The 16,747-nt window shown below is 73.6% G+C and carries 13 protein-coding genes; 6 read left to right on the top strand and 7 right to left on the bottom strand.

Annotated features, from left to right (window positions below):
* The first annotated feature begins 182 nt into the window (after window positions 1–182).
* Entirely contained in the window at window positions 183–1,031 is an 849-nt protein-coding gene (locus ACQPYD_RS05750; RefSeq protein WP_267948427.1) for an AMP-binding protein, read from the top strand.
* 84 nt (window positions 1,032–1,115) lie between these two features.
* On the opposite strand, the gene ACQPYD_RS05745 is transcribed toward ACQPYD_RS05750, so the two are convergent.
* A complete protein-coding gene (locus ACQPYD_RS05745) occupies window positions 1,116–1,676 on the bottom strand; it encodes an ATP-binding protein (RefSeq protein ID WP_433700082.1) in 561 nt (186 codons plus the stop codon).
* Window positions 1,677–2,529: 853 nt separating this feature from the next.
* Here ACQPYD_RS05745 and ACQPYD_RS05740 point away from each other — a divergent pair.
* The 4 genes from ACQPYD_RS05740 to ACQPYD_RS05725 are packed head-to-tail and all read left to right on the top strand — an operon-like array spanning window position 2,530 to window position 7,670.
* Complete coding sequence (locus ACQPYD_RS05740) at window positions 2,530–4,131, top strand: ABC transporter substrate-binding protein (protein ID WP_433700081.1); 1,602 nt, start codon at window positions 2,530–2,532, stop codon at window positions 4,129–4,131.
* A 40-nt stretch (window positions 4,132–4,171) separates the two neighbouring features.
* The gene (locus ACQPYD_RS05735) at window positions 4,172–5,107 is read left to right on the top strand and encodes an ABC transporter permease (protein ID WP_267948424.1); all 936 of its coding nucleotides are present in this window, start codon (window positions 4,172–4,174) and stop codon (window positions 5,105–5,107) included.
* A complete protein-coding gene (locus ACQPYD_RS05730) occupies window positions 5,104–5,997 on the top strand; it encodes an ABC transporter permease (RefSeq protein ID WP_433700080.1) in 894 nt (297 codons plus the stop codon). The genes ACQPYD_RS05735 and ACQPYD_RS05730 overlap by 4 nt, the downstream gene beginning before the upstream one ends.
* Entirely contained in the window at window positions 5,994–7,670 is a 1,677-nt protein-coding gene (locus ACQPYD_RS05725) for an ABC transporter ATP-binding protein (protein ID WP_433700079.1), read from the top strand. Before ACQPYD_RS05730 ends, ACQPYD_RS05725 begins: the two co-directional genes overlap by 4 nt.
* A gap of 78 nt (window positions 7,671–7,748) precedes the next feature.
* On the opposite strand, the gene ACQPYD_RS05720 is transcribed toward ACQPYD_RS05725, so the two are convergent.
* From ACQPYD_RS05720 to ACQPYD_RS05710, 3 genes are all read right to left on the bottom strand, one after another.
* Window positions 7,749–8,966 (bottom strand): Bcr/CflA family efflux MFS transporter, encoded by a 1,218-nt coding sequence (locus ACQPYD_RS05720; protein ID WP_433700078.1) that lies wholly within the window; start codon window positions 8,964–8,966, stop codon window positions 7,749–7,751.
* Between the two features lie 152 nt (window positions 8,967–9,118).
* Complete coding sequence (locus ACQPYD_RS05715; RefSeq protein ID WP_433700077.1) at window positions 9,119–9,961, bottom strand: GNAT family N-acetyltransferase; 843 nt, start codon at window positions 9,959–9,961, stop codon at window positions 9,119–9,121.
* A gap of 85 nt (window positions 9,962–10,046) precedes the next feature.
* A complete protein-coding gene (locus ACQPYD_RS05710) occupies window positions 10,047–11,696 on the bottom strand; it encodes an alpha/beta hydrolase (RefSeq protein WP_433700076.1) in 1,650 nt (549 codons plus the stop codon).
* Window positions 11,697–11,839: 143 nt separating this feature from the next.
* Between ACQPYD_RS05710 and ACQPYD_RS05705 the strand changes: the two genes are divergently transcribed.
* Window positions 11,840–12,304, top strand: coding sequence for an Lrp/AsnC family transcriptional regulator (locus ACQPYD_RS05705; RefSeq protein ID WP_267948418.1), 465 nt, complete (start codon window positions 11,840–11,842; stop codon window positions 12,302–12,304).
* A 414-nt stretch (window positions 12,305–12,718) separates the two neighbouring features.
* Here the strand turns inward: ACQPYD_RS05705 and bla are convergent, their stop codons facing one another.
* The 3 genes from bla to ACQPYD_RS05690 form a co-directional block, all read right to left on the bottom strand.
* Entirely contained in the window at window positions 12,719–13,642 is a 924-nt protein-coding gene (bla, locus tag ACQPYD_RS05700) for a class A beta-lactamase (protein WP_433700075.1), read from the bottom strand.
* A gap of 213 nt (window positions 13,643–13,855) precedes the next feature.
* The gene (locus tag ACQPYD_RS05695; RefSeq protein ID WP_433700074.1) at window positions 13,856–15,571 is read right to left on the bottom strand and encodes a flavin monoamine oxidase family protein; all 1,716 of its coding nucleotides are present in this window, start codon (window positions 15,569–15,571) and stop codon (window positions 13,856–13,858) included.
* Window positions 15,572–15,710: 139 nt separating this feature from the next.
* Complete coding sequence (locus ACQPYD_RS05690) at window positions 15,711–16,520, bottom strand: carbon-nitrogen hydrolase family protein (RefSeq protein WP_433700073.1); 810 nt, start codon at window positions 16,518–16,520, stop codon at window positions 15,711–15,713.
* Between the last annotated feature and the right edge of the window lie 227 nt (window positions 16,521–16,747).

The following is a 16,747-nucleotide window of genomic DNA, read 5'->3' as shown; positions in this document are numbered from 1 at the left end:
GCGGACCGTCAGCCCCGGGAAGGTTCCCGGGGCCGGTGGGGAACCGCGCCGGAGCGGGGTGCGTCCTGGGGAGGGACGTCGCACCGACCGCCCGGGGCCGCGCTTCCGGGCTCGCCACGTGGAGGGGGCGTGACGAGCCCGGAATGCGGAACCACCGCAGGATGGGCCGACTGGGGGTACGTATGGGGGTAGGGCTGTCTTCAGGAACCGGGCGACCGGGACGCCATCTGCCGCGTAGGGACGACCCGATCGGATCCCTCACCGGCGGCCTGTGCGAGCGGCTGCGGCTGCGCTCGTCGCGGCCGGGGACGCTGCGGACCGCCGGGCACCGGGTGGACGCGCTCACGTTCGCCGCCACCGTCGAGCAGGCAGCGGCCGGGCTGAGCCGCCGGGGCATGTGCTTCGGCGACGTGGTGGGGGTTCTCGCTCCGGTCTCACCCGACCGGTTCCTGGCCACCTACACGGTGATGGCCGTGGGCGGCCGGGCGCTGCCGCTGTCGACCGCGTCCGACCTGGACACCCAGTGCGCCGTCCTGACCGAGACCGACGCCCGGCTGCTGCTGGTCAGCCCCGAGCTGGCGCAGACGGCCCTCGAACTCGCCGAGCGCTCGCGGGTGCGGCAGATCATCTCCTTCGGCCCGTCCCTGGGGGCGACGCCCTTCGAGGACCTGTTGCAGCCCAGCCCCGACGGCAACGGGTACAGCCCGGCGCGCGGGCTGTTCGACAACGGCATCCTGGGCTACGAGCAGACCAGCGGCGGACTGCTGACCACCCTCTACCCGCACAACGACCTGATGGCCCGCTTCTCCGAGCTGCGGAACCTGCTGCACCTGACCGCCGACGACGTCGTGGCGGTGGACGAGCGGGGCGACGAGGCCACGCGGGTGGCGCTGGTGGCGCTGGCGCTGTGGACGGGGGCCTGCGTGGTGACCGGTGCGGACTGCCCCCCGCCCGAGGGGCGCCAGGTGACCGTGCTCTGCGCGCCCGAGCCGGCGCGGGTCGCCTTCCCGTACCCCGACAGCGCCGACTGAGGACCCAGGAGGGGCGCCGGGGCCGGGATCCGGTCCCGGCGTGCGGCGTGCGCGCCGCAGGAGGGGCCGAGGGGCCGCCCGGGGTCAGTCCCCGGACTCGGTGAGCTCCGCGACCGAGGACTCGCCGTCGAAGGCGGGGACCGGCACGTGGCCGTCATCGATCTCGAACCAGGCCACGTGCGTGGCCTCGCTCCAGTACTCGCCGCTGCGGGTGGCGCAGCTGTCGACGATGAGCTTGCCCCGGCCGTAGTCGTCGCCGTCCTCCCGCGTGTGGACGCCCTCGCCGTCGCGCTCGCCCTGGTCGGCCACGGCGACGCGCAGGCGTCCGGCGTCGGAGCGGATGAACAGCGTCATGACGCCTCCGCTCTGCCCCGAGCGGGAGTGCAGCAGCGCGTTGGTCGCCAGCTCGCTGACCGACAGCTCGGCGTCGTCCAGCGCGCCCTCGGTGTGGCCCATGCGGGTGAGGAACTCGCGCACGCGCGCGCGGATCGACCGCACCGCGGTGAGGTTCCCGGCGCAGCTCCACACCGTGTGGTCGGTGGACCCTCCCGTGAGGTCGCCCGTCTCGAACCCCGGTGTGGTCGGAACCGTGCTCCCCGGTACCTCCGCGGGCACGTATTCCCGGAGTTGCCTCGCCTCAGCCATCCGGTCACTCCAATCACCCGCGACGGGCGCGCGGGTTGCGCCGCCTGCACTCACCTTAGACAAGGGTGTGCTGGGTCCAGAACAGCACACCTGGGTTCACCCCGCCTGGTATTGGCCACAAAACCCCGTCACGTGTCATCCCCGATGAGGACAAAGGAAACAGTCCGGACCCCAGAGTCGGCCATGTGAGGTGTAACACGTTGGCAATGCGCTCGCGGGCGGCCCGTCCCCCCGACACGGACACGACCAGTAACGATATGCGCTCCCTCGCACCGGCCGGGACGCCGACCGCCCCGGCGCCCGCGGCCGGGGGGGGGAAGCGCGACCGCCCCCTCCGCCCGCGGGCGTCCCGCCGCGCCCGGACGGGGAGGGCCGGAGGCTCCCGGAGGCGGCTCCGGCCGCCCGTCCGGACCAGGACCCCGCCCCGGACCGACCGCCTTCCCCTGAACAGACATATAGCTACATAAGGCAACAAAACGGAAATTGATCGCACTAAACACCACGGTTTCGCTTCCCCGCGACATCGATTGGGGCACAACCCGGACGACCCCCGGAGCGTCGTTCGCCGTGAACCGGCGGTGGGCGCCATGCGCACACCGCCGCTCGGAGCGCACACCGGAAGGCGCGGAAACCCGCAGGCCAGAGCTGGTTCCGGCGGGACGCTCCCCACTCCCCGCCGTTACGGCCCCGCAACACCGCGTTCACGGCCCGCACCGCCTCCGACCTCGTTTGACGCTCCGTGAAGGGCGAACAAGTATCGATCAGGTCCGATGCCGGGCCCCGCCCCCTCCCGGGCGCCGCCCCTCCCCGGCCTCGGACGCCCTGCGGTTCCCGTCCCCACACGAGGTGTCCCTTGTCGTCCCTGTCCGAAGGCCCCCGCCCCACCCGTCTCTCCACCCCCAGCCGTCGCTCCCTCCTCAAGGCCTCCGCCGCCGGCGCCGTCGTCGCCCCGGTCCTGGCCGCCTGCGGAGGGGACTCCGGCTCCGGGGGTTCCGGCGGAGGTGAGCCCCAGCAGGGCGGGCGCCTGCGCGTCGGCGTCGCAGGAGGCGGGGTCAACGACACACTGGACGCGCACGACCCCACCGACAACGTGGACATCGCCCGCAACTTCGCGCTCTACGCCGGGCTGCTGCGCTACGCCGACGACGGCTCCATCGAGAACAACCTGGCCGAGTCCGTCGAGTCCAACGAGGACGCCACGGAGTGGACCGTCGTGCTCAAGGAGGGCCTGACCTTCCACGACGACTCCCCCGTCACCGCGGACTCCGTCGTCTTCTCCCTCCGGCGCATCCTGGACCCCGACAACCCGCTGCGCGGCGCCGGCGACATGGACGGCGTCGACGTCGACGGGCTGGAGGCCCTGGACGGGCGCACGGTGCTCATCCGCTGCACCGAGCCGACGGTCACCCTGCCCGAGGCCCTCGCCGAGTACTACAACTGCGTCGTCCCCGAGGGGTACGACCCCGCCGACCCGGTCGGTTGCGGCCCGTTCCGCAGCGTCGAGTTCGTGGCGGGCGAGTACAGCCTCTTCGAGCGGCACGAGGGCTACCACGAGGAGGGCCTGCCCTACGCGGACGAGCTGGAGATCGTCGACTTCCCCGAGGACGACGCACGCGTCAACGCCCTCAACAGCGGCAGCGTGGACCTCATCACCCAGGTCCCGCACGCGCAGGTGGCGGTGCTCGAGGGCAACCCCGACCTCGCGATCATGGAGTCCGAGACCGGCATGTGGCTGCCGTTCACCATGCGTGTGGACCAGGCCCCCTTCGACGACGTCCGCGTCCGCCAGGCGTTCCGGCTCATCGTGGACCGCCAGGAGATGATCGACCAGGCCCTCGCCGGGTACGGCCAGGTCGGCAACGACATGTACGCGCGGATGGACCCGTCCTACCCGGACGACTTCGAGCAGCGGGAACAGGACATCGCGGAGGCCAGGCGGCTGCTGGCCGAGGCCGGGCACGAGGACGGCCTGGAGGTCGAGCTGGTCACCTCCGACATCAGCGCGGGCGTGGTCGCCGCCGCCGAGGTCTTCCAGGAGCAGGCCCGCGAGGCGGGGGTCACCGTCGAGCTCCGCCGCGTCAACCCCAGTGACTACTGGAACGAGGAGGAGGGCTTCCCCTACGCCTTCGGCCAGGACTTCTGGAGCGCGCGCAACTACATCACCCAGGCCGCGCAGGGCTCGGTGGTGGGAGCCCCCTACAACGAGACCATGTGGGGCGAGAACGAGGAGTGGCTCGGCCACCTGGAGGAGGCCCGCCGCACCGCGGACCCCGAGGAGCGCAACGAGCTGATCCGCCGGGCGCAGCGGGTCGAGTACGAGGAGGGCGGCTACATCGTGTGGGGCTTCGTGAACCTCCTCGACGGCCACAGCACCGCCGTGCACGGCCTGGAGCCCTCCGTCTCCGGCCACCCGCTGGGCTCGTACGCGTTCCACCGGGCCTGGCTGGAGCAGTAGCGGCTCCCCGGACCCGACCGACCGCTACCGAAAGCTCACCATGACCCGACTCATCGTCGTCCGCCTCCTCTTCGGCGCGCTGACGCTCTGGGCGGTGTCCCTCGTGGTCTTCGCGGCCACGCAGGCACTGCCCGGCGACGCCGCCCAGATGATCCTGGGCCGTGACGCCACGCCCGAGCGCGTGGAGGCCCTCCGCGACCAGCTCGACCTGCACGAGCCGGTGGCCGTGCAGTACCTCAACTGGCTCCAGGGGATCGTCCAGGGGGACCTCGGCACCTCCTACTCCAACCGGACGGAGGTCACCGAGGTCCTCTCCGGTCCGGTCCTGAGCTCGCTGACCCTGATGGGGCTGGCGGCCCTCGCCGCCACCCCCGTCGCCCTCCTCGTCGGCGCGGTCAGCGCGCTGCGGCGGGACCGCGCCTTCGACCACGCCTCGTCCATGGGGACGCTGGTCGTGGCGTCCATCCCCGAGTTCGTGGTCGGCATCCTGCTGATCCTCCTGCTGGGGCCCGGCGGACTCGGCTGGTTCCCGTCCGTGTACTCCCGCGAGGGCGGCCCCGACCAGTGGGTGCTGCCGGTGCTGACACTCGCCTTCGCGGTGGCGCCGCCCATCGTCCGCATGATGCGGGCCACGATGATCGAGGTCCTGGAGAGCGAGTACGTCCAGCAGGCCCGGCTCAAGGGCGTGGACGAGCGCGCGGTCCTGTGGCGGCACGCCGCGCCCAACGCCATCGGGCCGGTGGCCCAGGTGGTCGCCCTCCAGCTCGCCTGGCTGGCGGGCGGCGTGGTGGCCGTCGAGTTCCTGTTCAACTTCCCCGGTGTCGGCAAGATCCTCATGGACGCGATCGAGAACCGCGACGTGCCCCTGGTCCAGGCCGTGGTCCTGCTCATCGCCGGCATCTACATCCTCGTCAACCTGATCGCGGACGTGATCGGGCTGGCGGCCAACCCGAAGGTGAGGGTGGCGAACCGATGAGCGCTCCCGTGAACGCGGGCGTGGAGCCCGTGACCGTGGTGCCGCGGGGACGCGGCGCCGGCCTGTTCCGGACGGCCTGGGGGTTCGGCCGGACGAAGGTCGGCGCCGCCCTGACCGGCCTGATCGTCCTGGTCGCGGTGGTGGGGCCCTTCGTGGCCCCGTACACACCCACCGAGTTCGTGGCCAGACCGTTCGAGACCGGGGTGGACGGCACGCTGTTCGGCGGTGACAACCGCGGCCGCGACGTGCTGACCCGCTTCCTGTGGGGCGGCTGGACGCTGCTGCTCCTCGCGGGCGCCTCCGCGGCGATCGGCGTGGCGGCGGGGACGGTCGTCGGCGTGGTCGCCGGGTACCGGCGCGGCTGGCTCGACGACGTCCTCATGCGCGTCGGCGACGTGCTGCTCGCCTTCCCCCAGCTGATCGCCGCGCTGCTGGTGATGTCGATCGTGGGCCCGAAGGTGTGGCTGATCGTGGCCGTCATCGCGGTGTCGCACATGCCCCGCGTGGCCCGGGTGATCCGCGAGGCGACGCGCAAGGTCGTCGAGCAGGACTACGTGAAGGCGGCGGAGGCCGTCGGCCTCCCGCGCTGGCGGATCATGGCGGTGGAGATCCTGCCGAACGTGACGAGCCCGCTGCTGGTCGAGCTCGGCCTGCGGCTGACCTACTCCATCGGGGTGGTCGCCGTGCTCGGCTTCCTCGGCATGGGGCTCCAGCCGCCGACGGCGGACTGGGGACTGATGATCAACGAGAACCGGCAGGGCATGGCCGTGCAGCCGTGGGCGGTGGCGCTGCCCGTGGCGGCGATCGCCGTCCTGACGATCGGCGCCAACCTGATCACCGACGGTCTGTCCCGTGCGGCGATCGGCATCGACCGAGGGGTGGAGAAGTGACGCGGGACGCCGGGCGGGAAGCGGACTCCGGAGGCGGCCGGGACACCGGGGACGCCGTGCTGTCGGTGGAGGGCCTGACCGTGATCGGCCGTCCCTCGGACGTGGAGATCATCAGCGGGGTCTCGATCACGGTGGCGCGGGGCACGATCCTCGGCCTGGTCGGGGAGTCGGGCTCCGGGAAGACCACCCTGGGCCTGTCGCTGCTGGCGCACTGCAAGCGCGCGACGGAGATCTCCGCGGGACGCGTGGAGGTGTCCGGGAAGGACCTCGCCTCGCTCTCCGAGCGGGGCGTGCGCGAACTGCGCGGACGGGCGGTGGCCTACATCCCCCAGTCGCCCGCCTCGGCGCTCAACCCGGCCCTGCGCCTGCGCACCCAGCTGCGCGAGGCCCTGCACGACGCCTCCCTGTCGGCGGCCGACGCCGAGGCCAGGGTGCGCGAGGTCCTGGGCGAGGTCGCGCTCCCCGACGACGACGTGTTCCTGGCCCGCTACCCCCACCAGCTGTCCGGCGGACAGCAGCAGAGGGTGGCGATCGCGATGGCGTTCGTCGGCCGCCCGGACGTGATCGTGCTGGACGAGCCGACCACCGGCCTGGACGTGACCACGCAGGCGCACGTCCTGGAGACCATCCGCCGGATGACCCGCGACTACGGCACGGCGGGGGTCTACATCAGCCACGACATGGCGGTGGTCGCCGACCTGGCCGACGAGATCGCGGTGATGTACCGGGGCGAGGTCGTCGAGCGGGGGCGCACGGACCGGGTGCTCGCGGACCCGCGCCACTCCTACACCAGGCGCCTGCTGATGGCCGTTCCACTGCTGCGGACCACGGGCCACGAGGAGGGCGGCGAGCCGGAGGGCGAGCCGCTGCTGAGGGTCGCGGGGCTCGACGCGGGCTACGGGCGCACGAGGGTCCTCGACGGGATCGACGTGTCGGTCCACCGGGGCGAGTGCGTGGCCCTGCTGGGCGAGTCGGGGTCGGGCAAGACGACCCTGTCCCGCTCCGTCGCGGGCCTGCACCGCCAGTACACCGGCGAGGTGGTGTTCGACGGGAGCCCGCTGGCCGCCGGGAGCTACCGGCGCACGGCCGAGCAGAGGCGCCGGGTGCAGTACGTGTTCCAGAACCCCTACGAGGCGCTGAACCCGCGCAGGCGGGTACGCGACCAGATCCTGGGCCCCTACCGCCACCTGGTGGGCAGGCCCCGGGACCCCGGGGCGGTGGTGGCCGAGGCCCTGGAGCGCGCCGCCCTGTCCGCCTCCTACGCCGACCGCTACCCCGAGCAGCTCAGCGGCGGCGAGCGGCAGCGGGTGTGCATCGCCCGCGCGGTGGCCACCCGCCCCGACCTGCTGATCTGCGACGAGATCACGTCGGCGCTCGACGTGTCGGTGCAGGCGGAGATCGTGAAACTGCTGCGCGGACTCCAGGACGAGGGGATGGCACTGCTGTTCGTCACCCACAACATCGCCCTGGTGTCCAACATCGCGCAGAGGGTGGCCGTGCTCCACCGGGGCGTGATCGTGGAACAGGGACCGGTGGGCCGGGTGATGTCGGCCCCGGAGCACGAGTACACCCGGGCGCTGATCGCGGACACCCCGGATTTCGAGCTGTCCTTCGCGGGGACCCCCGAGCGGCTGGGCATGGCCGCGCAGGACCGGCCCGTCACCGGGGCGTAGCCCGGCTGCGGCCGGCGTGCGCTTGCGGGGGGACGGCCCGTCCCCCCGCGGGCGCACGGCCGGGGCGGGGGCGCGCCGTCAGGCTCCGACCGCCGGTTGGCGCCTGCGCTCGGCGGCCGTGCCCACCAGTACGAGCAGGCCCAGGGACGCGGTCCCGAACAGGACCGCGCCCATCGGCACGGCCGTGCTCTCGTCCAGTCCGACGAGGGGCGCGGCTCCGGCGCCGATGAGCATCGGCAGCGCGCCGAGCAGCGCGCCCGCGCTTCCGGCCCTTCCCTCCTGCCCCTCCATCGCCAGGGCGAAGGAGCTGGTCAGGATCATGCCCATGCACGTCATGTAGACGAAGATCGGCACCACCAGCGCGGACAGCGGGCCGCCGAGCAGTGTGGCGGCCAGCAGCACGCCGGTGGCCGCGACCGCGGTGACCACGGCGAACCGCAGCAGTGCCAGCTCGGTCACCCGTTCCCCGAGGCGCCCCACCACCGCGCTGCCCAGGACGATGGCGATCCCGTTGACGCCGAACAGGACGCCGAACACCTGCGGTGAGACCCCGTGGAGGTCCTGGTAGACGAACGGCGTCCCGGCGACGTAGGCGAAGCTGCCGCCGTGGAGCAGGCCCACGATCAGCGCGTACCCCATGAAGACCCGGTCCCGCAGGAGCGCGGCCATGGTGCGCAGGGAGCCGCCGGGCGAGCTGGGGACGCGGCGCTCCGGGGGCAGCGTCTCGGGGAGCCCGAGCATGACGACCAGGACGATCACGACGCCGAGCAGGGCGAGGAACAGGAAGACCGTCTCCCAGGTCGCGAAGGGCAGTGCGAGGACGGCTCCCCCGGCGACCGGCGCGACCATGGGGGCGACGGCGGTGACGGCCATCAGCAGCGCGAAGAACCTCGTCAGCGCGGGGCCGTCGAACACGTCGCGCACGACGGCCCGGGAGAGGACGGTGCCGGCCGAGGCGGTGAACCCCTGGAGGAAGCGGCCCGCCACCAGTGTCGTGATGTCGGGCGCCACGGCGCACAGCAGCGAGGCCAGGACGAAGAGCAGCAGCGACACGGCGAGGGGGCCGCGACGCCCCCGTGCGTCGCTGACCGGGCCGACGACCACCTGGCCGACCGCGAGCCCGATCAGGCAGCTGGTGAGGCTGAGCTGGACCTGGGAGGCCCCGGTGTCGAGGTCGGCGGCGATCTGCGGGAACCCCGGGAGGTACATGTCGATGTTGAGGGGACCGAGCACCGAGAGGAGGCCGAGGAGGAGGGCCAGGCCCAGGCGTGCGCGTCCGGTCGGGTTGTGCCGCATCGTGGCTCTCTCGGGGTCGTGGCGGGGGCGCGGGGGACTTCCTGCGCCGACGCGCCGGGACGGGACCGCGGGGGCGGTGCGGCGCGGAGTGCGTCGGGGGGCGGGGACGGTGCTTCCCGGGCCTGGAGGGGCGCCGCCTGGAGGGGCGCCGACTAGAAGAGCACCGACATGACCTCTCCCACCTGGCGGAACCCGACCCGCTGGTAGGTGGCGCGGGCGGGGGCGTTGAAGTCGTTGACGTAGAGGGTCACCCGGGGGGCGATCTCGGCGAGCGCGTGCTCGACCACCGCCGCCATCCCCGCCGAGGAGTGTCCCCGGCCCCTGAGCTCCGGGTGCACCCACACGCCCTGCACCTGGCAGGCGTGGCGGGTGACCGCGCCGACCTCCGCCTTGAACACGACCCGGCCGTCCTCGATCCTGGCGAACGCCCGGCCGGTGCGCACCAGCTCCTCCACCCGCGCGCGGTAGAGCGCGCCGCCGTCACCGGAGTCCGGCGGGACGCCGACCTCCTCGGTGAACATGGCCACGCAGGCGGGCACCAGGGTGTTGAGCTCGGAGAGGCGGACCCGGCGCACGAGCGGGTCGGCGGGCACGGCGGGGGGGCCGTCGATCTCCAGGACGGGCTGGCTGGCGCGGATGACCCGGGCGGGCCCCCACACGGGGGCGACCTGCTCCCAGAAGTCGCTGACCGCCGCGACGGGGCCGACGATGGACGAGCACCGGCGGCCGCGCCAGCGGGCGTGGTCGGCGAAGCTGCGGATCGCGGCCGGTCCGGCGTTGACCGGGACCAGGTTGGCCCCGGAGTAGCACATCGCGGTCAGGCGGCCCCGCTCGACGTGCCCCCACACCTCTGCGCCGTGGGCGCCGGCGGCGAGACCGGTGGCCATCAGGCGCGAGGCGACGAAGACGTTGCCCACGGGGTCGGCGTCCAGGAGCGCGCGGACGGCCTCCCGGTCCCGTTCTCCGAGGATCCGTACCGGCGAGGTCCGCAGCATCGCATCTCCCCCCTCTGCCCGGGCCCTCCGGGCTCCGGGACGACTGGCCGAGCCTGTTCGCGCCGGTTCCAGCCTATTGGACCGGTTACTCGGATGACCCGGGCTTCCCGGGACTTTCCATACCGACCGGACCGAGGCGCTCCACCATCGTCTCAGGTGCGGTCTGGGAGGTGCGCGGCCGGGGCTCGGGACGCCCCTCGCAGACGACGTCGGCGCCCTCGCCCCCGTCCCTGGCGGGGACCGCCCCGTCGCGCAGGTAGGCGGTGACGACCTCGTCCACGCACGTGTTCCCGGTGAGGGAGACGCCGTGGGTCAGCCCTCCCTCCTCGATCACGAGGCTGGCTCCGGGGAGCCGGTTCCGCAGGGCGTAGGCGCCCTCGACGGGGGTGGCCCCGTCCCGGGTGGCGTGCACGACGAGCGCGTCACCGCCGTAGGCGGGGTGCTCACCGCGGCCGTCGCCCACCTGGAACCAGTCGTCGGAGTCGCCGTCCCAGGTGGCGCACGGCGCGTTGTACCACATGTTGTGCCATCCCATGAAGGGCGCCTCCGCGTGGAGCCTCTCGGCGTCCGCGCGCCAGGTGGACCAGTCCTCGGGCCACCGGGTGTCCGTGCACTGGACCGCGAGGTAGCCGCCGTAGCCGCGGTCGGACCCGGCGTCGTCCCCGTAGTCCTCGTGCAGGGAGAGCAGCGGGGCGTCGTCCCCGTCGTTGATCCGGGCGGCGAGCGCCTCGGCGACCCGCGGCCAGGTGCCGCCGCTGTACGCGACGACGATGACGGCGCCCTCCAGCTCGGTGGGGCCCACGGTGCCGGCCGCCGGCGTCGCGGCCAGCTCCGCGCGCAGGGAGTAGTACGCCTCGGAGACCGTGTCGCCGTCGGCGCCGAGGCCGTAGGCGGCGTCGTTGCGGGCCACCCAGTCGAAGAAGCCGTCCGCCGACCTGTCCAGGGCCCGGCTCTGCTCGATGTTGCTCTCGTACCAGGGGTTGTCCGGGTTGACGACGCTGTCCAGGACCAGGGCGCGGACCCGGTCGGGGTAGAGCGAGGAGTAGACCGTGCCGAGGTAGCTGCCGTAGGAGTAGCCGAGGTAGTCGATGGTCTCCTCGCCGAGCGCCGCCCGGATGGCGTCCATGTCGTGCGCGGTGTCCTCGGTGCGGACGTGGTCGAGGAGTCGGCCGGTGTTGGCCCCGCACGCCTCGGCGTAGTCCTCCGCCCCGGCCCGCAGGGCGGCCTCGGCGTCCGCGTCCGCCGGGACGGTGTCGCGGCGGACGGGCGCGAAGAAGGCGGGGTCGCAGGTGATGGAGGGGGTGGACGCCCCGACGCCGCGCGGGTCGAAGGAGACGACGTCGTAGGTCTCGCGCAGCTCCGCGGGCATGCGGCGGTGGGTGTGGGCGGCCCACATGCGCCCGGCGCTTCCGGGGCCGCCGGGGTTGACCAGCATCGTGCGCTCGGCCCGGCCGGTGGCGGGGACCCGGGACAGGGCGAGTTCCACGGTGTCCCCGAGGCCGTGGATCCGCGCGCCGCCGTCGGTGCGGGCCAGGGGGACGGTGAGGGTCGCGCACTCCAGGGTCTCGTCCCCGACGGGTGCGATGTCCTCACAGGGGGCCCACACCAGTGCCCCGGTGTCGGCGGGAGCGGCCCCGGCCGCCGTCCCGGTCTGCTCCGCCCGCGCGGGGACCCCCGCGACGAGGGAGGCCAGGAGCGCTCCGGCGGAGACCGCGGCCAGGGTTCGTGCTCGCACTCGTCCACTCCCTCACACCGTCTGTTCGACCTCATGCATTGTCACTGTTGCGCGGCGTGACGAAGGGAAGCGACACGGGCCCCAGGGAGGTATACCCCGGTAACATGTGCCCTGCCTGGATCAGACGTGGACAAAGGGGCACAATGCGGCTGGATCGTGTCGATGAGCGGATCATCGCGATTCTCGGCGCGGACGCGCGGATGAGCTTCGCCGAGATCGGCGGCCACGTCGGGCTGAGCCCCTCGGCCGTCAAGAGGCGCGTGGACCGGCTGGTGGACTCCGGTGCCGTGCGGGGGTTCACCGTCGTCGTCGAGCCGCAGGCCGTCGGGTGGACCACCGAGGCGTTCATCGAGCTGTACTGCCGCGCCCGCACCTCTCCCGGCGAGATCCGCTCCGGGCTCGCGGGCTACGCCGAGATCACCTCGGCGTGCACGGTCACCGGCGAGGCCGACGCCATCGTGCAGGTGCGCGCACGCGACACGCACCACCTGGAGGAGGTCATCGAGCGCCTGGGCGCCGAACCCTTCGTGGTGCGGACCAAGAGCACACTGGTCCTGTCCCGGCTCGTGGACCAGCCGATCCTGGCCGGGACCGCCGACCTGCCCTGAGCTCCGGGCCCGGTGCCCGGCGGGCCGGACGCCCCGGGGACCCGGAGCCGCGCCCCCGCGGGAGCGGGTCCCGGGCGGCCGCCGCGCACGCGGCCGGGGGCCGGGGGCGCCCGCCCCGGCAAGCCGCGACTCTTCGCCCGCCGGCACGGAAACTCCCGGGTCCCACCGTTCGTTGGAGGGGGTGGCGCCCCCTGCTCCCGGGCGCCTGCGGGGCCGTCCGCCGCGAGGCGGGCGGCCCCTTCCCCGTCCGGCCCCGGGCACGGGTTCCGGTCCCGGCCGGGACCGTTGCCGGTGCGCCGCCGGGGGCACCGCCCTGAACGGTCTCGTCCTTGTGGCCGGTCTCGGCGCCCGGCCCCGCCACGGGTACGGGATCACCGCGGAGGGGGAGGACCGCGAACCCCTCCGGTCACCGCGTCAGCCCAGGACCCCGGCGATCACCGTCGCGGTCTCGGCGATCAGCGCGTTGTCGAACTCGTCGTCCTCCTCGTACCGCATGGACATGATCGCGATGACCACGGGGTCGCCGCCCGGGGGACGGACGACGGCGATGTCGTTGCGCGTCCCGTAGCTCCCGCTGCCCGTCTTGTCACCGACCTCCCAGTCCCCGGGGAGGCCCGCGCGGATCACCTCGTCGCCGGTCGTGTTGTCGCGCAGCATGCCGTTGAGCACGGCGCGCCGGTCCTCGGGAAGGGCGTCGCCGAGCGTGAACTCCTCCAGGCTCGCGGCCATGGCGCGCGGCGTGCTCGTGTCCCGGGTGTCCCCGGGGGCCGTCCGGCTGAGGTCGGGCTCGATCCGGTCGGCCTCGATCACGTCGTCGCCGATCTCCTCCATGGCCTCCTCGAACCCGTCCGGGCCCCCCAGCTCCTCGAGGAGGAGGTTGGCCGCGGTGTTGTCGCTGTGGCGGACCGCGGCGTCGGCCACCTCCAGCAGGGTCATCCCGGTGTCCACGTGCGCCTCGGTGATCGGCGTGTGGCCGACCAGGTCGTCGGCGGTGTAGGAGACGACCTCCTCCATCTCCTCCAGCGTGTTCCGCCGCAGCACCGCGCCCGCGGAGAGGGCCTTGTGGGTGGAGCAGTAGGCGAAGCGCTCGTCCGCCCGGTGGGCGATCTCCTCGCCTGTGCCCGTGTCCACCGCGTAGACGCCGAGCCGTGCGTCGAAACGCTCCTCCAGCCGCTCGAACTCCCGGAACAGTTCCGGCGCGGCTTCCGGGGCGGCCGACTGCTCCCGGGCGGGCTCCTGTCCGGGGTCGGGCCCGGAGGCCGCGCAGGCGGTGACGGAGACGAGGGCCAGCGCGGCCAGGGCCGCGCCTCCGGCGCGCAGGGTCGGTGAGGGGGTCATGGTCGTGTTCAGCTCCTGTTCGGGGGGTGCGCGGCCCGGCTGCCCGGTCCGCGTGGAGCCGCCCCTGCGGACGGCCCCACGCCAGAAGTCTGGCCGCCGATCCCGATGCCGTCCAAGACGGAAACCGCCGATCCCATGCGCGAACGGCATGATGCGTGCTCGGCCCCGCCGCCCGGGACCGGAGCGGTCGCGGGCGGCGGGGCACGGCCGGGCTCAGTCCTCCGGGAGCTCCACGGGGGCGAGTGCGTCGAACAGGTCGCCCGGCCCGGGGTTGGACGCGTCGGTGCCGCCGCCGAAGTGGTGCGCCACGCCCCACACCGCGTTGAGCGCGGTCTGCACCGCGCCCTCCGCCCAGCCCGCCGTCCAGGAGATGTCGTCCCCCGCGAGGAAGAGGCCCCGGTGGCGCTCCGCCAGGCCCTCCTGGTGGAAGTGCGTGAACAGGCGGCGCTGGTAGCGGTAGTGGCCCGGCAGGTTGGCCTTGAACGCGCCCATGAAGTAGGGCTCGTCCTCCCACGACACGGTGACCGGGTCGCCGGTGATGTGCGAGCGCACGTCCACCCCGGGGTAGATCTTGGACAGCGAGGAGAGCATGACCTCCAGGCGCTCGCCGGCCGACAGCGGCAGCCACTTGAGCGAGTCGTCGCACCAGGTGTACGACAGGCAGATCGCCGCGGGGCCGTCCGGGTCGGAGCCCTCCAGGAGGTAGGTCCCCCGGGTCATGCGGTCGGTGAGCGTCATGCTCATGGTGTCGCGGCCCGTCTCGGGGTCCTTGTCGCGCCAGAAGGCGCGGTCCACGGGGACGAACAGCTTCGAGGACTCCATGTAGTGGGTGCGCTCGATCGCCGTCCAGTGGTCGATCGGCAGCAGGTCGTCGTCGCAGTCGATCTTGGACAGCAGCATCCAGCTCTGCGCGGTGAACACGGCCGCCGGGTAGGTGCGGACGGAGCCCGACGCGTCGGTGACCGTGATGTTCCCCGACGGCGAGCCCTGCGCCGCGGTGCGGCGCAGGGCGGTGACGGCCGGGCGCGGACCACTCCCGTGCAGCGACTCCAGCGTGGTGCCCTGCGCCCAGTGGACGAGCTTGTCCGGGGCGTCCTCCCAGAGCCGCCGGGGAAGCTGCTGGACACCGCCGCGGATGCCCATGTGGTCGTCGTCCGCGCCCGTGTAGGTGACCCGGAGGATCTCCAGGATGGAGTTGGGGAAGTCCGTGTCCCAGCCGCCCGTGCCGAACCCCACCTGCCCGAAGATCTCGCGGTGGCGGAAGGACGCGAACGCCGGCGACTCACAGAGAAAACCGTAGAAGGTCTGGTTGTCCAGCCCCCGGACGAGATCGTTCCAGATCTCCTTCTGGGTCGCGGTGTCGCGTTCGCGGATCGCGCGCTGCATGCGGCTGTGCTGCGCGCCCTCCTCCAGCGTCCGCTCCCAGGCGCGGGCCACCTCGCGGTAGACCTCGGGCAGGTCGGCGAGGGTCGTGGCGTAGTGGGACTCGCCCTTGAGGTCGACCACGGTGCTCGGGGTGGCCGGGGAGAGCGGGTTGGGGAAGGGGGTCGTCTCCAGGCCGACCCGGTCCACGTAGTGGAGGAAGGCGGTGGAGGAGGGCGGGAAGCGCATCGCGCCCATCTCGGCGACCACGTCGTCGGGGCAGCCGGGGAGCTTCTCGGTGCGCAGGCGTCCGCCGATCCGGTCGGCCTCGTACACGACCGGGCGCAGCCCCATCTTCATCAGCTCGTAGGCCGCCACGATCCCGGAGAGTCCGCCGCCGATGACGGCGACCTCGGTCCCGTGGTGCCGCGGGGGGACCTGCCCGAGCCCGGCCGGGTGCTCCAGGTAGGAGTCGTAGGCGAACGGGAAGTCCGGCCCGCACATGTTCAGCGGCGGCGTGCCGGGCGTGGACGGGGTGCCTGCGGCGGTGGGCACTGCGGACGTCATGGAGCCCCTCCTTCGGGTGGTCGGTGATCGGGCTGCGGGGGGGGCGGGGCGGCGGTCCGGACGGCCGGGCGCCCCGGGCGGCGGCCCCTGCCGCGGTCGGCACGGCCGGCGCCGGGGCGCGTGCGCCCCGGGGAGCGGGTCAGGCGGTGAGCGCCCGGTAGAGGTCGGGCCGGCGGTCGTCCAGGTAGGAGTGCTCCCGGCGTGCGGCGGCGACGGCGTCCGGCGCGACGTCGCCGACCAGGAGCTCCTCGCCCGGGCCTGCGCGCAGCGTCTCGCTCCCGTCCGGCCCGACGAGCGCGCTCAGGCCCGCGTAGGACAGGTCGCCCTCGGTGTCGCAGCGGTTCACGTAGGCCACATGGAGCTGGTTCTCCAGGGCCCGCACGGGCACCACCCGGGTGGGGACCTCCGTGAAGGGGAGCATCAGGGCGGTCGGCACGACGAGGAGCTCGGTGCCCGCGAGGGAATGCGCGCGCACGGCCTCGGGGAACTCCACGTCGTAGCAGATCAGGAGGCCGACGCGGAACCCGTCGAGGTCGGCCTGGACGACCGGTTCGGCCCCCGGGGAGAACGCGTCCCGGTCCAGGTCGCCGAACAGGTGGGCCTTGCGGTAGGCGGCCAGGCGCGCACCGGTGCCGTCCACGAGCTGGACGGTGTTGTACACGGCGCCGTCCGCGCGCTCGGGGAACCCGTAGACGAGGGCGACGCCGGTGTCGGCGGCGATCGCCGCGACGGCGTCCGCGAGGGGCCCGTCCGCGGGTTCGGCCATCCGGGCCACCGTCCCGGCTCCGAGGGCGTAGCCGGTGAGCGACATCTCGGGGCCGACGAGCAGGCGGGCCCCGGCCTCGGCGGCCTGTGCGGCGCGGTCGGCGAGCCGGCCGAGCGCGTCGGCGACGTCGCCGCTGCGGCCGGCGCCCTGGTCCAGGGCCACACGCAGTGGTCCGCGCGTCATGGGCCGCCTCCCCCTCGGTCGTTCTCGGGCCGCGTCCACTCTAGGCGGGAGATCGTGTCGGAACGGTGCGCCGGAGCAGCGCAAACGTGCGTCTTTCCCCCGTGGCACCGCTCTTCCTTGCGCGTTCGGGCGCGTTCGTGCGCGCATCGCCGCGCGGGCCCGTCACGGCGCCGGACGCGTTCCGGCGACCGGGCGCGGCGGCGGACACGGCGCCGGGGCCGGGGAGG

It is taken from the genome of Nocardiopsis sp. CA-288880, assembly GCF_050955985.1.
Classification (GTDB): domain Bacteria; phylum Actinomycetota; class Actinomycetes; order Streptosporangiales; family Streptosporangiaceae; genus Nocardiopsis; species Nocardiopsis tropica.
The sequence above is the reverse complement of the archived record's forward strand: the minus strand, read 5'-3'. Positions and strand labels throughout refer to the sequence as shown.